Origin of the sequence: Achromobacter denitrificans NBRC 15125, assembly GCF_001571365.1 — a bacterium.
In the GTDB taxonomy this organism is placed as follows: Bacteria; Pseudomonadota; Gammaproteobacteria; order Burkholderiales; family Burkholderiaceae_B; genus Achromobacter; species Achromobacter denitrificans.
Genome location: NZ_BCTQ01000021.1, coordinates 88,557 through 106,304 on the forward strand (window position 1 = coordinate 88,557; position 17,748 = coordinate 106,304).

Annotated in this window: 13 protein-coding genes; 8 read left to right on the forward strand and 5 right to left on the reverse strand. The window is 65.2% G+C overall.

The genetic code is table 11. The annotated features are described in order from the left end of the window. From tagF to ADE01S_RS18305, 4 genes are all read right to left on the reverse strand, one after another. Positions 1–984, reverse strand: a complete 984-nt coding sequence (gene tagF, locus ADE01S_RS18290) for a type VI secretion system-associated protein TagF (protein ID WP_062683149.1) — start codon at positions 982–984, stop codon at positions 1–3. Then, complete coding sequence (gene tssM, locus ADE01S_RS18295) at positions 981–4,736, reverse strand: type VI secretion system membrane subunit TssM (protein ID WP_242663461.1); 3,756 nt, start codon at positions 4,734–4,736, stop codon at positions 981–983. The genes tagF and tssM overlap by 4 nt, the downstream gene beginning before the upstream one ends. Positions 4,737–4,799: 63 nt before the next feature. Next, entirely contained in the window at positions 4,800–6,161 is a 1,362-nt protein-coding gene (locus ADE01S_RS18300) for a hypothetical protein (RefSeq protein ID WP_062683150.1), read from the reverse strand. Further along, positions 6,161–7,012 (reverse strand): M15 family metallopeptidase, encoded by an 852-nt coding sequence (locus ADE01S_RS18305; RefSeq protein ID WP_062683151.1) that lies wholly within the window; start codon positions 7,010–7,012, stop codon positions 6,161–6,163. Before ADE01S_RS18305 ends, ADE01S_RS18300 begins: the two co-directional genes overlap by 1 nt. Before the next feature lie 225 nt (positions 7,013–7,237). Between ADE01S_RS18305 and ADE01S_RS18310 the strand changes: the two genes are divergently transcribed. The 8 genes from ADE01S_RS18310 to ADE01S_RS18340 all read left to right on the forward strand — a co-directional run bounded on the left by ADE01S_RS18310 (position 7,238) and on the right by ADE01S_RS18340 (position 17,073). Continuing rightward, positions 7,238–8,080 (forward strand): hypothetical protein, encoded by an 843-nt coding sequence (locus ADE01S_RS18310; protein ID WP_062683152.1) that lies wholly within the window; start codon positions 7,238–7,240, stop codon positions 8,078–8,080. A gap of 57 nt (positions 8,081–8,137) precedes the next feature. Beyond that, complete coding sequence (locus ADE01S_RS18315) at positions 8,138–11,074, forward strand: type VI secretion system Vgr family protein (RefSeq protein WP_062683153.1); 2,937 nt, start codon at positions 8,138–8,140, stop codon at positions 11,072–11,074. After that, positions 11,071–12,060 carry a DUF4123 domain-containing protein gene (locus ADE01S_RS18320; protein WP_242663462.1) on the forward strand — a complete coding sequence of 330 codons (990 nt, stop codon included), beginning with the start codon at positions 11,071–11,073 and terminating at the stop codon, positions 12,058–12,060. The genes ADE01S_RS18315 and ADE01S_RS18320 overlap by 4 nt, the downstream gene beginning before the upstream one ends. Then, on the forward strand, positions 12,053–12,841 hold the full coding sequence (locus ADE01S_RS18325) for a DUF3304 domain-containing protein (RefSeq protein WP_062683154.1): 789 nt from the start codon (positions 12,053–12,055) through the stop codon (positions 12,839–12,841). The genes ADE01S_RS18320 and ADE01S_RS18325 overlap by 8 nt, the downstream gene beginning before the upstream one ends. Before the next feature lie 141 nt (positions 12,842–12,982). Then, positions 12,983–13,762, forward strand: a complete 780-nt coding sequence (locus ADE01S_RS18330) for a DUF3304 domain-containing protein (RefSeq protein WP_062683155.1) — start codon at positions 12,983–12,985, stop codon at positions 13,760–13,762. Continuing rightward, entirely contained in the window at positions 13,755–13,880 is a 126-nt protein-coding gene (locus tag ADE01S_RS32150; RefSeq protein ID WP_255220867.1) for a hypothetical protein, read from the forward strand. Before ADE01S_RS18330 ends, ADE01S_RS32150 begins: the two co-directional genes overlap by 8 nt. A gap of 114 nt (positions 13,881–13,994) precedes the next feature. Beyond that, positions 13,995–14,777: a DUF3304 domain-containing protein gene (locus ADE01S_RS18335; protein ID WP_062683156.1), complete on the forward strand. Its 783-nt coding sequence runs from the start codon at positions 13,995–13,997 to the stop codon at positions 14,775–14,777. Continuing rightward, the gene (locus ADE01S_RS18340; RefSeq protein ID WP_062683157.1) at positions 14,767–17,073 is read left to right on the forward strand and encodes a phospholipase effector Tle1 domain-containing protein; all 2,307 of its coding nucleotides are present in this window, start codon (positions 14,767–14,769) and stop codon (positions 17,071–17,073) included. The genes ADE01S_RS18335 and ADE01S_RS18340 overlap by 11 nt, the downstream gene beginning before the upstream one ends. Positions 17,074–17,191: 118 nt before the next feature. Here the strand turns inward: ADE01S_RS18340 and ADE01S_RS18345 are convergent, their stop codons facing one another. Further along, entirely contained in the window at positions 17,192–17,692 is a 501-nt protein-coding gene (locus ADE01S_RS18345; protein ID WP_062683158.1) for a hypothetical protein, read from the reverse strand. Positions 17,693–17,748: the final 56 nt, after the last annotated feature.

Consider the following 17,748-nt stretch of genomic DNA (forward strand, 5'->3'; position numbering starts at 1 on the left):
CTAGGCTCCGATAAAGACTTCGCGGAAGGTCTCCAGCGCCTGGCGCAGGGAGAGCCGCGGTTGATCCAGATAGCTCGACAGTTTGGCCAGGCCGTGGCTGGCGCTGACGTGGTCGCGCACCCAGGGAGCGTCCTCCAGCACGATGTAGTGCTGCGACAAGGTCTGCGGCGTCGACAGCAGGGTCGCCAGCGTCTGCGGCGACGCGCCGCGAAAGCCCACCACCAAGCGGTGCTTGCCCGCGATCCGTCCGATGAACAGGGCGATCTCGAAGTCGGCGCGATTCAGGAATGGCGCTATCAGCGTCATCCAGTACGTCGCCATCAGATTGATGTAGAGCGGGTCGTCCGGCAGCGGCAGGGCCAGGCCGGTATCCAGCTGCGATGAGCCGCTGGACATGACCGGCGCGAGCAGGATGCCCAGCGCCAGCACGATGTCGTGCATGCTGGCCGCGTGGCCGTTGCCGCGCAGCATCGCTTCCACGCGCTCGATCGTCTGCAGGTCGACGAAGGCGTCGAAGCCGTCGTCGGCGGCGGTCCGGATTTCTCCTTCCAGGCCGTTCAGCGTTTGCAGCACGGCGGCCGGGTCGCCTTCCTGCATCAGTTGCGAGGCAGCCGCGTCCATGCGATTCCACATGCGGCTGAAGGCCAGCGGGCTGCGCGCGATGAAGTCCAGCGGGCGCGACACTTCCACGGAGGTTGCGCTGATGAACGGGAAGCGCCGCCCGGACTGGTCGCGGCTGGGCTGCAAGTGGCCCGCGATGGCCAGCTTGCCGCGCGAGCCCAGCACCGCGAACGGCACCGGCTGGGCCTCGTCGTACAGCGTCTTCCAGTGCGGGTCCTGCGCCAGGATCTCCATGGTGTTCGCCACCCAGGCGTCCAGCGTCGCCATCAGCTGCGGATGCGAGGTGTTCTTGACGAAGTCGCCACGCGACGGAATCTTGCCAAAGTAGGCCGTACGGAACATCGGGGACTGCGGATGGCTCATTGCTGCGCTCCGGCAGGCGTCGGGGCGACGGAGGGTTGAGGGGAAGCGCCCGCGACCGTGGCGGGCAGGCGCAGGTTGCGCAGGCCCTGGCTGCCCGGCTCGGTGCCGCCGGCGCTGGCCGCTTGGGCGTTGCTGATGATGCGCAGCCTGACCGGAACGGTAATGTTGGACTTGGTCCAGCTCATCTCGAAGCTGCCGTCAGGATTGGGCTTGCGCTCGGCGCCGGAAATCAGGCGTTCCAGGCCGAAGCGGCCGGGCTCGTTCACGATTTCGACCGTGGTGCCGTCGAAGGCGGCGGCCGTGATGCGCGCGCCGGGTGCGCCTTGCGCGTTGGGCCAGACGAAGTTGACCCATTGCGGCGGCGTGTTGCGGTAGCGCAGCTGCTGGCCGTCGATCTCGATGGTGTACTCCGTGACGCCGCTCGCGGGTTTGGGCTGGATCTGGAACAGCGTCTGCGGCTGGCTGGCCGCGCCCGATCCGGCCGCGCCGCCCGACAGCGGGGCAACCCATTGCGCGAAGTTCGCGGTGAACGACGGCTGCAGATCGATGCCCATGTCGCCCCAGGTGCGGGCGGTGAGGATGTCGCCCCGGCGCACGGTCAGCGGACCCAGGGTCTCGTTGACGTACTTGGCGATGCTGCCTTGCGGGCCGAATACCTGCGCGATCTCTTCGCCGCTGGCCTCGATGCCCGCCTTGGTCGAGAACGGGTACTTTTCCGCCAGGTTCTGCGTGAAGCCCTGATAGACCTGCGCATTCCAGACCTTGTTCAGTTCGGTCTGCGCGGGCTGCATGGCGACGGCATAGCCCTGGATCAGCGGGCGCACCAGCAAGGGGCGCAGGGTCTCGCGCTGCGCCGGCGTCAGGCCGGCGAGCATCTGCTCGTCCACCAGCTTGAGCGCGTCCGCCAGTTCCGAATCCTTGCCTTCCAGCGTCTGGCGCATCAGCAGCAACGCGCCCGGGCCGGGATCGCCCTGGTTGTTGATCAGGTTGAAGCGCGTGCGGATCTTGGACAGGGCGCCCATGTAGTTGCCCAGCAGCGACTGGTTGTCGCGCGTGACCACCAGGCGCGCCACGTCGGAGAACTCGCGGCCCACCGGACCCATCGGGATCTGTTCGCCGCCCGGCGCCGCCTCGGTCGGCTTGGGCTGGCCCTGGCGCAGGATCACGCGCTTGAACCAGGCGACGACGCCCGTCTGCGCCTGCGTAATGCCGGTGTTGATCAGCGACGGGTTGTCCCAAGACGTCTGTTCATACGTGGTGTTGATCAGCTTGACCAGCGGCGAGTTCTGCGGATCGCCCAGGCGGTTCATGCCGTGCACCGCCTGATCGAAGCTGGTAAAGGGCTTGATCGTGACGCCGCGCAGCATCTTCTGCCATTCCTGGGCGTACTCGGTCTTGTACATCGTCGCCAGGCTCTTCTGGATCTGCTCGGGGCTGCCTTCCAGCGTGAGGTCGTCGCGCGCGTTCACGCCCAGCACCCAGTCGCTCGTCTGCACCTCGCGACGCGCGGCTTCGCCGATGGCCGGCTCGATGTATTGCTCCCAGGCCTCGCGGGTGAACGTGCCCGGCACCGCGTAGCTGCCCGCCACCACGGCGGCGTCGGCCTCGCCCATGATGCGGGCCACGGTCATCGCGGGGTAGCGGGTGGCCGCGCGCGCCTTCAGCGTGGCATAGGCGCGTTCGCGCGCCGGCATGCCCTGCATCACGCTGCGCAGGTTGCCGCGCATGCGTTCGACCATGGCGAGGTTGGTTTCGATCTGGGGCCAGTCCGCGTCCGCCGCGCGCGCCACATAGAACGAGATCAGGCGCTCGGCGCTGCGGATCAACTGGTCGCGCGGCATGGCGCCCCGGTTGGTTTCCAGCCATCCGCGCCAGAATCGGGTGATCTGGTCGGACAGGTGCGTGGGCTCCACGTGCTCGCGGTTGGCCATCATCAAATACGTCTTGAGCGCGTTGTAGGCGTCGTCGACGTTGGTGGGCGAGGCATCCTGGAACAGCGTGTCGCCGGCATTGGCGCGCACCGGCTGGGCCTGGGGCGGCGGCGCCGGGCGGGCGCCGCCGGCCGAGGCGGCCTGCGACACGTCCACGCGGCCCAGGTAGTCCTCCAGGCTGGCCTTGACCGGCGCCAGCATGAACTGGCGCAGGCCGTTGTAGTACTCGGCCAGCAGACGCTGCTTGAGCACATCGCCCTGATACAGGCCCAGTCCCAGCGACAACGGCCGGCTGGTCGAATAGCGGTCCAGCTGCTCGATGCGGTCCTGGAGGATCTCCATGGCTTCCAGGCGGCTTTGCAGGTCGGTGCGCTCGCTTTGCAGGCGCACCACCTTGTCCAGGTCCGCCTGCACGTTGCTGGCCAGCTGCCGGTTGCCCAGGTACGACCAGCTCCAGCCGCCCAGCACCAGGCCCAACGCCAGCACCAGGCCGAAGAAGGTCAGGTAGCGCATGCGAACCTTGTTCGGGCTGGCGTGCTGGCGCACCAGCTTCTTGTCGGCGAAGATCACGCTGGAGAACAGGTCGCGCAGGAAGAAGCCGTTGTGCGAAGTGACGCTGCGCGCCGCTTCGCGCGTGGCCGGGCGCAACGCGAAGCGCTCGGCGAGCTTGTCGGTGGAAGTGCTGCGCGAGGCGCCTTCCTGCAGCGCGCTGGTGAAGTAAAAGCCCCGGAAGACCGGCTTGTACTGGAACGGATTGGTTTCGAACAGCGTGGACAGGAAGGTGCGCAGCGCCGGCTTGATGCCCGCGAATTCCAGCGGGAAGGTCAGCAGCCCCGGGGGCAGGGCGCCGCTGCGGCGCAGCGAGATCTGCGCCGTGCCCATTTCCTTCAGGCCTTCGTAGAGTTCGTCGAAGCGCTCGTCGAACAGCGTCAGCACATCGCGGCTTTCGTCGGCGCCATACGGCAGCGTCGCGCCCCACACGCGGTCGCGCTCGCGGGCATCGGCGTCGGCGAAGAACTCCGAAAAGCCCGCAATCAGGTCGGCCTTCGTGAAAATCACGTACACCGGCGCAAACACTTCCAGCCTGTCGGTCAGTTCCTGCACGCGCTGGCGCAGGTTCTTGGCCAGGTTGATGGCGAATTCGGGGCCGGCGTCCGTCAGCTCGCTGATGCTGGCCGCCACGACGATGCCGTTGATCGGCGCCTTCGGGCGATGCCGCTTCAGCAGATCCAGAAAACTCATCCACTCGTTGCGGTCTTCCTCGTGCACCGAATAGCGGCCGGCCGTGTCCAGCAGGATGCCTTCCGTGGTGAAGAACCAGTCGCAGTTGCGGGTGCCGCCCACGCCGCGCACGGCGGCGCCGTTCTTGTCGGCGAAGGGAAATTGCAGGCCAGAATTGATGACGGCGCTGCTCTTGCCCGCCGCCGGGTTGCCGATGACGATGTACCAGGGAAGCTCGTACAGCGCCTCGTTGCCGGACGTCTGGCCGATCTTGGACGTCTTGATGGTGCGCACGGCCTGCGTCAAGCGGGCGCGCAATGCGTCGATTTCGCTGCGGTTGGCGGCGGCGCCCGTCTGCACCTGTTGTTCCAGCATGTCGCCCAGCTTCTGGTTGGCGCGGCGGGTGCGGCGCCGGCGCCAGAGGTAGACGCAGAGCCAGAGGAGCAGCAGCACGCCCAGCGCCGCGCCGGCCCAGGCCATGCCGATCTCCATGGTGTCGGCGAACAGGAACAGGAACACGATCAGCGCAATCAATCCGATGAGCATGAAGGTGCGCGGGTTGGCGAACGCGCGTCCGCTCCAGTAGCGGAAGTCGCTCATGGCGCTGGAAAATCGAGAAAGCAATCCTGATGGGCTACGCATGGTTTCGCTTTTGTTATGGGGTCAGGCGGTAGCGCTGGCGGCGGGTCGGGAGACCAGCGCGGCAGAGCGCAATGCGGGGTCTTGCAGGGTAAGGGTCAGCACGGGCTGGTCGAACTGCATGCAGGTTTCGCCAGCCACGGCCAGCGCCAGCAGCGATGCCGCCGCGCCGGTGTGGCCACAGGCCAGCCCGACGGACTGGCAGTCCTTGGCGGCGTCCAGGTGGGTAAACAATTGCGAGGCCACGGTCAGCGGTTCCAGGGGGCGGCTGCCCCGGTGATCGGCATCGCTGATGATATGGGCGACGCTGTCGGGCGCGACCTTGGCCGTTTCGAGCAGATCGCGCGCCAGGTCCACCAGCGGCGCCTCGGCCTGCGCGCCGCGCGCGTCGGCCGATTTCCGCCGCTGCAGCACGGGCGACAGCGTGACCCGCAGGTCGGCCTCGGCGTCGGGCGGCGCCAGCAGCAGGCCGGCGGCGGCTTCGCCGGGCACGCGGCCCTGCGGATTGGCGTGCGTCAACAGCGTGGACGCGCTGCCCCAATGGGCGACCTGCTCGGCATCGATGTAGCCGTCGCCGGCCAGCACGATGCGCCATTGCGGTTCGGCCTTGGCGTCGCGCGGCCCGGCGGCGAGTTGGCGCAACAGCAGATCGGCGGCCATGGCGTCGCGCGCCGGGTGTTCGGCGGCGTCGATGCGGGCATCGGGCCAGACCCCGGCGGCCGCTCGCACCGCCGCGAGCGCGCGCTGGCGAGCCGCTTCGGACCAGTCCGCCGGCATCAGCACGTCGAAGCGCAGCCGGGGCCAGTCTTCTTCGCGCGCGGGCACGTCCAGTTCGGTCACGCGAGAATGCGCGTCATGGGTCAGCGCGCGCGCGATATCCGTCAGCAGCGCCGTGACCCGCAAGGTGGCCGCGGCCAGGGCGTCGGGAGGCGCTCCCTGTTCCCGCGCAACGGCGTACAGCGCCATATCGTCCATGTCGGGCACGCGCGCGGCAAAGATCGGAAAGCCTTGCGGCGTCTTGAGTTCGGCATCCAGCTCGGGGCGCTTCTGTTCGGCCAGCGCTTCGGAGATGGCCGCGACATCGGCGCCGGCGGCGGCGCGCGCGGCGACGGCGATGAGGCGCAGCTCGGCCGGACTCGCCGGCGCTTCGGCGGGCGCTTCCGTCCGGGCCTGCGCGGGCGCGGCCTTGGGCGCGCGGGCGGCGCGCACGATGCGCGCACCCGCCCAGAAGGCGCCCAGGAGCGCCAGCGGCAAGGCGAACAGGTACAGCCCGATGTCCACGCCGGTCGGCAGCGTGCGCGACTCCTGCCACCAAATGATGACCGCCAGCCACACCACGGCGAACAAAGCCAGGACGAGCATCCCCTTCTTGAGCACGCGAACCATTATTTCGCGGCCTCCCGCGAGCGCTGCATGACGCCGGGCCGACGCAGCTCCACGTGGCCGAAGTCCATCATCTTCCAGCGGCCGCCCCAGGTCAGGCCGACGAGCTCAGCCGTCTGGCCGAACAGCTCATAGCCGCGCATGGCCCACGGGTCTTTCTCGGAAATCACGATCTTGCCGTCGCGATAGAACGCGCTGTCCGCGGCCAGGCCGAACTGGTGATAGCTCTGGAAGGCGCCGGCGTTCGTGACGTGCGACCCCATGCCGGCGAGTTCTTCCTGCCGCTCGGGGCTGCGGTAGCCCTCGATCAGCGCCATTTCATAGCCGTGCTGCTCGCGCATGATGCGGTAGGCCAGCAGCAACCGCTGACGGAAATCGGCATCCAGCAGATCCCAGTTGCGGCTCGCGCCGCCCAGCTTCGGACGCACCTGTTCGACTTCGCGCGTGGTGAAGGCTTCAGGGGGCAGGGCGGGGGGTGGAGCCAGCCGTTCGCCTTCCAGCAAGGCCTGGATCCTGCGGTCCGGGCCGGTCGTTTGGGTGCTGTAAACGAATGTGTGATTGTGTCGCATGACGAAAGCGAAAAGTGACGGAACAGACACAACTGTCAGCCCGATCGCCACCTGCCAGCGATGCCTTCCTACCCAGTCCATCCACGCGCCGGCCCCTTTTCCGATCGCGCCCGCCGTGCCGCCCACGGCCCCTCCGGCATGGCTCGCGCCGCGCGTGGCGCCCCGTGCCACGCCCTCTACGCACGCGCGAAATCCCCTCATGGCGCCTTGGCGCAGAGCCGGGAAAAACAGGAGCGCGGACACGCCAACCGCCAGTAAAAAATACAGGGGCAGTAGTAACAGCAAGGTAGGTCCCTCATGTGAAGGCGTAATCTTTTGTTCTATTCGTGCATGAGGCAAGTGCTCTGGCGTTGCAAACAGCGTCCGACCCTTAGAAATCGTAACAAGGAGCAATGATCGAAATACGCCTATCGGGTATTCTCGTCGGGCTTGGTTACAGGGGGGCTGCACACGCCTCCTGCTGACACGGGAATCCGCATGGCAGAAGAGAAAGAAGAAGCTCGCCCTACGATGACCGCGCCGAGTCTCCTCAGCGCTTCGCCCGCCGCGCGTGGCGAGGCCGACTCGTCGCGCATCCTGGCCGCCCTGGAAGGGCGCGCGCCGGAAGCTGAAGTCAAACATCTGGCAACGCCGCGCAGCTCGCGCGCGCGGCGTTGGACCGCGCTGGCGTTGTTGCTGGCGCTGATGGCGGGCGGCATCGCGTGGGTGATTGATGAAGAAGGCGCCGTGCCCATGGTGGCGCAGGCCCCTGCCACCGTGCCCGGCGCCGCGGCGCCCGCCGCCGCGCAGCCGCAGGCATCGCTCCCCTCATCGCCCTCTGACGCCATGGACAATCCGCTCAGCGCGCTGGAAAAGCCGCCCGCGGTGGCCTCCATCATCGACGAGGCGCCGCCCGCGCGCGATGCGAACGTGGGCCGTGGCGAACCCGATCCGCAAGGCGAGCCGACCAATCCCCTGTCCGTGCTGGCGATGACGCCGCCGCCCGCCGCCGCGCCGGCGCCCGGTCCCACGCGCCAGGCCGCGGAGCTGCGCGAGCAGCCCGGCAATACGACACGCGCGGCGAAGTCAGCTACCCCGCCGCGCAAGAGCGCCAAGTCCGCCGATACGGATGCCGCGCTGTTGTCGGCGTTGATGAGCTACGGCTTGCCGCCGGCATCGCCGCCGGGCACGCGCGTCTACAAATCGGAAGGCGTCTTCATGCGGGAGATGCCGGGCTCGCCCTTGTCCGAGCGGCTGAAGGAATGCCGCAAGCTGGGCTTTATCGAGAGCGAGCAATGCCGCCTGCGCGTATGCGCGGGCCAATGGGGCACGGCAGTGGAATGCCCCACGCCGCAGGCCAATATCGAACCCTGAATATCTCCCGGCTGGAAACAGCCGGTATTGCCCACGTCCCCACGAGGTTTTCGTTCCATGCCCGTCAACGCAAGCAACGGCAGTTTCAGCGCCGAGTCCCGTCTCTACCGCCTCGATGGCGAGGGCGCGATGTCGTCCTTGCAGGTCGAAGGATGGGTTGCGCGCGAAGGCCTGTCCACGCTGGGCGAAATACGCGTGGTGGCGTTGGCGCAGGATGCCGCGCTGGACCTGAACGACATGGTGTCGAGGCCCGCCACGTTGTGGACCACGCGCGCCGACGGCAGCGAGGCAGGCCGCAGCGGCGTGGTGCGCGCGGCCGAGCTGCTGGGCGGCAACGCGGGCATGGCGCGCTATCGCGTGACGCTGGCGCCGTGGCTGTGGCTGGCCACGCAGCGGCGCGACAGCCGCATCTACGAGAACCGGACGGTGCTGGATATCGTGCGCCACGTGCTGGATGGGTACGAAGGCTACATCTACAAAATATCCGCCGACGTCGAGACCCATCTGGCGGACCTGCCCGCGCGGACCTACACCACGCAGTATCGCGAAACCGACTACGCCTTCCTGTCGCGCCTGCTCGCGGAAGCCGGGCTGGGCTGGACCACGGTTGAAGACGACGGCGCGCCGGCGCGCCACGCCGTGTTGATCTTTGCCGATAGCCGCGGGCTGGACGAAGACGCCGAGTCCGCGGGCGCGGGCGTGCGTTTCCAGCGCGCCCACGCGAGCGAATCGCGCGATGGCGTGCAGGCGCTCGCGCGCCGGCAGCGTCGGGCCGTGGAGCGGGTGACGGTGCTGGCATGGCATGAAAGCGGCAAGCACGCCATCGCCGGCCAGGCGCTGGCCGGCCCCGCCAGCGGTTCCGAGGACGAGAGCGCGGGGCTGGAATGGTTTGAACCCCTGGGACACGGCGGGTTGCTGAACCAGGCGCATGCCCAGTTCCAGGCGACCCTGCTGATGCAGGCGGCGCAGGCCAGCGCCGAGACCTTCATCGGGCGCGGCAATGTGCGCACCTTCCGCTCGGGCACGCGCTTCACGTTGCAGGAGATGTCGCCGCTGGGGCCGTCGGGGGAGGCGGGGTTCGAACCCGTCTTTGCGCTGGACCGCGTGGAACACGTGGGGGTCAACAATCTGCCCGGCCAGAATGACGCCAGCCTGGCCGACAGGCTGGGCGCGCTGGACGATTTTCTGTGCTTCGAAGACGAGGATCCGTCCGCCGCTGGGTTCGAGGCCGGCGCCACGGACGACTTCCACCTGGAATACGGACTCGGCCACGAGGGGACGCGCGACCGGGGCGACGCCGAGATCGGCGTGGGACGCCCCGAGGCGGCCGTGCTGGCGCGCGCGCACGACGTCGGCTACGCCAACCGGTTCCGCGCGGTGCGCTGCGACCGTCCCTGGCGCGCCTCGCCTCCGGCGGCGCGCGGCGCCAGGCTGGCGGGCGCAGCGTCCGCCGTCGGCGTCCATACCGCCATCGTCACCAATGCCGAGGGCGCCATCGAGGCCAGCGGCGAAGACGAGATCTACCGTAACGCGCGCGGCGATGTGCGGGTGCGCTTCCACTGGCAGTCCGACGGCGAAGGCCTGGCGAAAAGCCGATGGGCGCGCGTCGCGCAGCGCCAGGCGGGCGCGGGCATGGGGATGAGCTTCGTGCCGCGCATCGGCCAGGAAGTGCTGGTGCGATTCCTGGATGAAGACATCGATCAGCCCTTGATCGTCGGCGCGCTCTACAACGGACGCGGCGAAGGCGGTATTCCGGCCACGCCCGGCGGCAGGGCGGGAGAGCCGATGAACACCGAGGTGTACGCGGCGGCCACCGATGGCAAGCCCAGCGCGCAGGCCAACCTGGCCAGCGGCAATGCGCCTGCTTGGCACGGCGCGGCGGGCGGCGACGATCAGCACCGCAACGCCGCCGCATTGAGCGGCTTCAAGAGCAAGGAGTTCGGCGGCGACGGCTATAACCAGATTGTGTTCGATGACAGCGACGGCCAACTGCGCATGCAGATCAAGTCCTCGCAGTCGGCCAGCGAATTGAACCTGGGCCACCTGATCCACCAGAGCGGCAACTATCGCGGCAATGTGCGCGGCGTGGGCGCGGAGCTGCGCACGGATGCGTTTGGCGCCGTGCGCGGCGGGAGCGGCGTGCTGCTCACCACGTACTCCTCCGGCGGCAGCGAGCCGGCGGGCGACGCCGCGGCGCCGCTGGCGCTGGCCGGGCAGGCGGACATCATGGCGCAGTCGTTCGATGGCGTGATCGGCGCGCACCAGGGGGTGCGGCTGGCTTCGGCGCGCGGCACGGCCTCGGCGGGCGCGAGCCGGCTGGATGGCGAGCGCTCGCCGCTGGCCGCGATGACGCATGCGGTGTCGGGCACCGTGGCGGGCGATGCGGTGGGCGCCGCGGCCGGCGACGCGTCGGCCAAGCACACGGAGGTGGTCGACGGCAAGGTGCCGCACCTGACCGACCCGCTGGTGCTGATGGCGGGCCGCGCGGGGTTGACGCAGGCGGCGGGGCGCAACGTGCAGGTCGCGGCCGGCGAACTCGTGCACTGGTCGTCGGGGCAGGACCATAACCTGGCCGTCATCGGCTCGCTGCGCGTGCATACCGGCCAGGCGCTGGGCATCGTGGCCGGCGTGCAGAAGGGCGGCGCCGAATCCGGCCTGGATCTTATCGCCGGCGCCGGCGAAGTCGACGTCATGTCGCAGCACGACGTGCTGACGGTACAGGCCCAGCAGGACCTGCGCATGGTCAGCGCCAACGCCGGCATCGAATACGCCTCGCCCCAGCGCATCCGCATCGCGAACGCGGCGGGCGCCAGCATCGTGATCGAAGGCGGCAACATCACCGTGACGGCGCCCGGCCGCATCGACGTCAAGACCGGCAACAAGCAATTCGCCGGGCCGACGCAGATGCCGTATCCGTTCCCGCAATTCACCGTCTGCAAGACCTGCATCCTGGACGCCCAGGAAAGCGTGCAGTCCATCACCGACAAGGCATGACGGCGATGGCTTATTCCTGGCAGGACGCGCTGCTGTCCACGTTCGCCGAATTGCCCCATCACCGCGGCCCCCATGGCGAGGCCGCGCGCGCCTATGTGATCGTGGATTTCCGCGGCCATCCCGATCTGCTGGCGCGGCTGAGCGCCACCGAAGATCTGAGCTTCGGCTCGGTGTGGGCGCAGACCGGCCTGGACATCTACGGCGACGTGGCGCCCCTGCTGATCGAGGTCGACGGCGCGTCGCAAGGCGTGCTGCGCGGGCCGCGCTACGAGGGCTTCAACACCGCGCTGGTGCGCGTGCTGGAGGCCTTGCACGAACGTTCCGGCGGGCGCTACGCGATGATGAGTTTCGCGTCGGCGGTGCCGCTGGAGAAGCTGATTGCACACTTCGGCCCCTTCTGCGACTACGCCTTGCCGGACGCCAGCGAGTTCTTCCTGCACTGGTACGACAGCCGCATCCTGGCGCGCGCCTTGCAGGTCTGGAGCGCGGAGCAGCGCGAGCGCTTCGCCGCGCCGGTGATCACATTGCGCTATGCGCTGCGCGATGGCACGTTGGCGGAACTGAAGGGCGCGGGCAGGCTGTCCGCCCCGCGGCCGGCCGGTATCGAACAGTTCACGCCCGAACAGCACCAGATGCTGTTCGATCTCGACTACCCGGACAAGCTGGCGGTGCAACTGCGCCGTTTGTATCCCGGCCTGTTGCCCGGCGACCCGGGCCAGGACGAACTGGTGCCGCGCGTAGAGGCGCAGTTGGAGCGTGCGCGCGGGCACGGCGTGGCAGGAGATAAGGACACCTTTGACTATGTCGCCTGGGGCGTGGCGATCTCGCCGCGCTTCGATGAGCATCCTGTGATCGCCGAAGGACTGCGCGCCTATCGGGAGGATGCTGAGGGTGGGCTGGCTAAAGCGCTGGAAGGCGTGCCGGATGCGGTGTGGGATGCGGTGCAGGCGCGGCATCGGGCGGGGAGGGATAGCGGCGATGCATAGAAGGTTTGTGGCTGTGGCGATGTCGTTGGGTCTGTTGGCGGGCTGCAATGCAGAGCCGACATACTCTGGCGTCAGTTTTGTCACTTACAACTACACGCCTTGGAATCTGGAGCCCGTTCGCATTCGTGACGCATCGGGTCGTGTGGCGAGTTCCAGCACGCTTCCGCCTGGTGGTGGCGAGGGAAGCGTGTCTTGCTGCTACACGTTCACCGGCACGGAGTTCACCGTGAAATGGAGCGGAGGTGACCCGGATTTGCTTCGCAAGCATCTGTTCGACGACAAGTTCGATGAGGTGATGTTCAAGAAGGAAGCATCGGTGCATTTTCCCGTTGCGATGGCGCCCGACGGTGATGGACCGCTTTATCTGGAACTGCATATCTATCCTGACGAACATATGGAGCTCGCGTTAAGCCGCGATCTGAAAGGGCAAGTCAGAATTCCAATCGTCGAAACCACGCGATGGTTGTACGGAAAATACGGCGCCGAGCTGATCGAATACGAAAACGCGACCGAGCTGAAGCATGTACTCGCAAAAGTCACCAGGCAGGCTTGGATGCGTTATCGCATTGAAGACGGCGAGGACCTGCGCGCGTACATGTATCTCTATTTCATCGTGGCCTCGGATTTCGACAAGGACGCACAGATTGCAGCCCTCTTGAACGACCCGGCCCGAACGCCTGGCGCGTTTGGCACCGCGGTGGCGGTGCTGTCGAAAGAGAAGCTTGCGCAGTTGAAGGCTTCTGGCGCGCCACCTGGAGATAAGAACGTCCGGGGTGGATGAGGTACTTTAAGAACGCCGCGGTATTGGGGGGCGTCCACGCCGATCGGGTCGCCGATAAAGCGGACGGGTACGAGCATGAGCGATGCGTAAGGATGCGCAGAGGCGTCGCTGGCATGACGCGGGACAATTTGGGAGTAAGGAGTGCGCAAGGGATCGATCAGTGTGTTGTTGTGGCTGGGCCTGTTGGCAGGCTGCAATGGCGAACCCACTTACCAGGGAGTTAGCTTCATCACGTACAACTACACGCCTTGGGAACTCTCCTCGGTACGTCTCATCGATGCATCGGGAGCAGCCGCAGGCACCTCTGCAATCCCGCCTGGAGGGGGTGAGGGCAGCGTGACGTGCTGCTACACGCTCAAAGGCACCGAGTTCACCGTCAAATGGCGCGGGGGAGACGTGGACGAAATGCGCACGCATCTGTTCGACGGCAAGCTTGACGACGTGATTTTCAACAAAGAAGAAAAGCTGCATTTTCCCGCCACGAAAATTCCCGATGGCGAAGGGCCAGTGATCCTGGAGCTGCATATCTACCCGGACGAAAACATGGAACTGGCGTTGAGCCGAAGCTTGTTCGGGCAGGTGAGGATTCCGATCGTCGATACGACGCGCTGGTTGTACGAAAAACACCGCGAGGCGTTGGGTGACTACAGGAACATCCACGAAGTCGGCAATGTGTTGGGGAAGGTCGCCAAGCGGGCATGGACACGCTATGGCATCGAGAACGCCGAGGACATGCGTGGCTATATGTATTTGTATTTCGTCGTCGCCTCGGATTTTGACAGGGACCCGGAACTTGGCGAGTTGCTGAAGGATACAAGCAGAAAGCCTGGCGATTTTGGCCGAGCAGTTTCCAAACTATCCAAGGATAGGATCGAGCAAATCAAAGCGGCGGGGACGGCGCCTGGAGACAAGAATGTCTGACCAGCAACTGCCAGAGCAGGACCGCACGCCAGCGTCGGTGTTGAAGGCCATGGCCGAGAATGCGGCTGCCTATCCGAAGGATTCCTGCACCGAGTGCGGGCTGACGCTGTGGAGATAAAGATGTCTGACACTCAGTTGCCGCGCATAGCGGCGCAGCATATGAACCCTCCAGAGGGAGACAAGACGAAGCGGCGAAGTTTCATCCAAGCGTCGAACCAAACGGGAGCTACGAATGCGTAGAGGGTTAATTGGGGTGCTGATTTGGCTGGGCCTATTGGCGGGTTGCAATGGGGAGCCCACTTACTCGGGCGTCAGTTTCGTCACCTACAACTACACGCCTTGGAATCTGGAGCCCGTAAGGCTCAGCGATGCGTCGGGTGGTGTGGCAGGTTCCAGCACTCTTATTCCAGGCGGCGGAGAAGGCAGAGTCTCTTGTTGCTACACGTTTGCCGGCACAGAGTTCACCGTGAAATGGAGTGGAGGCGACCCGGATTTGCTCCGCAAGCATCTGTTCGACGGCCGATACGATGAGGTGATTTTCAGAAAAGAAACATCCGTGCATTTTCCCGCTGCGAAAGTGCCTGATGGGGATGGCACGCTCATTCTGGAATTGCATATCTATCCGGATGAGCATATGGAGCTTGCTTTGAGTCGCAAGTTGGTCGGGCAGGCAAGAATTCCGATCATCGATACCACTCGTTGGTTATATGGGAAATATCGTGATGAGCTGGTGGGATACGAGGATGCTGACCAGTTGGGAGACGTGCTTGCAAAGGTCACGAAGCGGGCGTGGACGGGCTATCGCATCGAAAATTTCGAGGATATGAGGGGATACATGTATCTCTACTTTATCGTGGCTTCAGACTTCGACAAGGATCCAGAACTAGCCGCAGTACTGCAAGATCCCAACCGAAAGCCTGGCGATTTTGGCCGGGCTGTGGCAGCCCTTTCGAAAGAGAGAATTTCGCAGATTAAGGCGTTTGGCCGGCCTGCTGGAGAAAAGAATGTCCACTGATCAGCTTCCAGAGCAGGACAGAACGCCCGCATCGGTATTGAAGGCGATGGCGGAGAATGAGGCCGCCTATCCGAAAGACTCGTGCACCGAATGTGGTATCACGCTGCGTATGGGATTTTTCTTCGACGGGTTCGGCCGAAATAAGGACTTGGATGAGGCAAATCCGACGCTCCTTTCGAACGTGAGCAGATTGTGGATGTCGCACTTCGGCCACGACGATAGGAATATGCCGAGCAAGCAACGCTGGTTCGCACTCTATTATTCTGGCCTCGGCGTTGAACTAAATAAGAGCGCAAAATCGAACCTCATCGTCGACGCGCTTACGCTTGCCGGAGGAAAAGTGGTCGACAAGGCGGTCTCCAGTGCCCAGGATGCCGCGAAGAACATCACGCGTCTTGATGAAGTGCCAAATGTGGATGGCGCGGGGCGGGCAAAAAAGGCGGTCCAGCAGTCTATCAAGGATGGGTCCTACCAGCCCATGGTGAAGGCGTACAAGGATGTCATAAAAGACGTAAAGACCCTTCCTGAGAAAACGGTGAGAATCTGGAATGCCTTGGATCCGGAGCGGATACGCGATCGCACGCAGGCCACAGTTCGCGGGTTTTGGGCGGATTTCAAGAGGAATCCGTTGAAGGTCGCATGGACTGCAACGAAGAACGCCGCTAAAGCGACACTCATGGAAGGCGTTCCGGTTGTTCGTGACAATGCAGCAGTCGCCATGTATATGGGAACGGGCGTGGATAAGCGGTTGGAAGCGGCCAAGCTGCAGTTCGAACAAGCGTATGAACGATCGAATGCAGGCACGGAGAAAGTCGTGCGCATAGAGATCACCGTTTTTGGAGCGGATCGGGGTGGCGTTATCGCAAAGCAATTCATCAACGATATTGTCAAGAAGTACAAGCGTCGTCACGATCAGGATCTGGCAATCATCGGCAAGGATGGTGCGCCCGATGCAAAGATACGAATCCGCTTCCTCGGCTTGTTCGACGCGGTCGCATCAATCATGGATGAGAATACCTTTCTGGGGTTCTTTCCATTTGCCGATCTGCTCAAACAAACGCACAAGGATCGCACTCTAACGGTACCTGCCGCGGTGGAGAAAGCGGTGCACTTCGCGGCGGCGCACGAGCTACGCCGGAACCAGCGCTTGGATTCGCTAGAAAAGACACGTGGCTTGCAGTACCTGTATCCAGGATCGAGCGGCGACGTTACGGGCGTGGCACCGCAGGGATCGCTGGGAACTCGTGCGTCGTTATCTCGAGTCCCACTTCGGGAAATGATGAACTTGGCGCTATCTCACGGTGCCGCGCTCTATAGTATGGAGAATTTACGGAAGAGGGACCCCGCTCTTTATAGAAGAATGAGTCTCGTCGACCCTATCGAAGACGATGGCCAGAAATACCACGTCCAGGAGCTGGTCGCCGCCTACCGCGAACTCGTCAAATACGAACCCGGATGTGATTTCGTGCCGCACATGGAAGTCTTCCTGCGCTGGCTGGCGGTGCGCTATCAGGACCCCGTGTTTCGCGCAGGGATGTCGGACCCCGCCGAGCAATGGATCAAGGATCGGGATTTCTTCACCCCTGAGCAGGAACTCATGGAAGAGCAGAGGCGCTTGAACACTCTGCCGCGGGAGGAGCTGGCCAAACCCGAGACCACGGCGCGCGCGCGCGAACTGGAAGCCCTGGCCAACGAGCGCCGGGAGCGCGCCAATGCCAGCCGGGGCGAAGCGCCGCCGCAGCGGTTCAAACCGTTGTGGGAGCGCCTGGAGGCGGAATACAAGAGCCTTGAGAAGGCCGAGCAGCGGGACGCCGATACCGAACAGCGCCGCCAGGATATGGAGCGCAACAACCCGGAGCAGCTTCGCACGATGGAAAGGTGGGAGCGGGAAGCGATCGTCATGGAGAACATGCGCCATGGGAGAAAGCCGGGCGACCCCGACTACGTGCAGAAAGCCCCCGATCTGCTTGCCGACATGAAGGCGGAACGCGCCGTGCAGAAGCGCCTGTTGAACGTCTGGCGCGAAGCGCGGGATGGCAAGACGCAATTGCCGACCAAGGTCATGACCTTGTTCGACTGGCTGGTGCATGATGCCATGCTGAGCAGCTGGCCCGACCATCTGTTGGCCAGCACCACGATGTATTTCCGCGTGCGCGACAAGGACGTGTTCGCCAAGACCGACGCCAAGGCCGAGATGGATCAGCGCGCCAAGGACATGCGAAACGCTGAGAAAGTGGAGGCCATGGCCGCGCGCAACGAGCAGAACATCCGGCAGATGACGCCCGCGCGGCTCTGACCGGCGGCGTGGTTGTGATAGAGAGACGGCCCTGCAGAGCGGGGCCGTCTTCATTCGCCTGACCGGTTCCTTTGCGGCCGGATCTTACTTCCGGCTGGCCCTTACTTCCGGCCCGGCTTTATTTCTGGCCGTCTTCGACCTCGATAGTCACCATGTTCGATTTCACGTCCTCGGCCTCGATATAGACCTCGTACGTGGCCGGTGTCGCGGGCAGGTGCAGCACGCCGGCCATGTCGGTGGTGAAGCGCGTTTCGACCGTCATGCCGGGCGGCAAGGCGATCTTGGGGGGCGGCGCGCCCTCGCTGGGGTCCACCGACACATTCGGCAGCTTGGGACGCACGTAGTTGAATGCGACGCCGCGATAGACCTTGCCGGTGCGCGTATCCTTCGCCACGAAGCGCGGCAGCTGCGGGTTGTCGACCACGGGCAGGATGCCGCGGGCGCAGATGGGAATCGTCAGCGTATTGCCGTCGCGGATCTTCACGCGTGACGGCGCGGCGATGCGCATCTGCGCGTCGTAGCCTTGTAGCGGCGGCATGCAGGCGTGCTCCTTCTGCGAGTGCGCGGGCACCGAGGCGAAGGTGGCGGGTTCAATCCAGTCGGTAGTCATGATGGGCATGTCGGAATCGGAATTTTCGGCGATGGTCGGCGGCAGTTGTCGTAATCGTCAGCGGG

Bases quoted from the DNA above. Each gene is read 5' to 3' on its own strand.
- tagF (WP_062683149.1), bottom strand. From the start codon at position 984: ATGAGCCATCCGCAGTCCCCGATGTTCCGTACGGCCTACTTTGGCAAG.
- tssM (WP_242663461.1), bottom strand. From the start codon at position 4,736: ATGAGCGACTTCCGCTACTGGAGCGGACGCGCGTTCGCCAACCCGCGC.
- ADE01S_RS18300 (WP_062683150.1), bottom strand. From the start codon at position 6,161: ATGGTTCGCGTGCTCAAGAAGGGGATGCTCGTCCTGGCTTTGTTCGCC.
- ADE01S_RS18310 (WP_062683152.1), top strand. From the start codon at position 7,238: ATGACCGCGCCGAGTCTCCTCAGCGCTTCGCCCGCCGCGCGTGGCGAG.
- ADE01S_RS18315 (WP_062683153.1), top strand. From the start codon at position 8,138: ATGCCCGTCAACGCAAGCAACGGCAGTTTCAGCGCCGAGTCCCGTCTC.
- ADE01S_RS18320 (WP_242663462.1), top strand. From the start codon at position 11,071: ATGACGGCGATGGCTTATTCCTGGCAGGACGCGCTGCTGTCCACGTTC.
- ADE01S_RS18325 (WP_062683154.1), top strand. From the start codon at position 12,053: ATGCATAGAAGGTTTGTGGCTGTGGCGATGTCGTTGGGTCTGTTGGCG.
- ADE01S_RS32150 (WP_255220867.1), top strand. From the start codon at position 13,755: ATGTCTGACCAGCAACTGCCAGAGCAGGACCGCACGCCAGCGTCGGTG.
- ADE01S_RS18335 (WP_062683156.1), top strand. From the start codon at position 13,995: ATGCGTAGAGGGTTAATTGGGGTGCTGATTTGGCTGGGCCTATTGGCG.
- ADE01S_RS18340 (WP_062683157.1), top strand. From the start codon at position 14,767: ATGTCCACTGATCAGCTTCCAGAGCAGGACAGAACGCCCGCATCGGTA.
- ADE01S_RS18345 (WP_062683158.1), bottom strand. From the start codon at position 17,692: ATGCCCATCATGACTACCGACTGGATTGAACCCGCCACCTTCGCCTCG.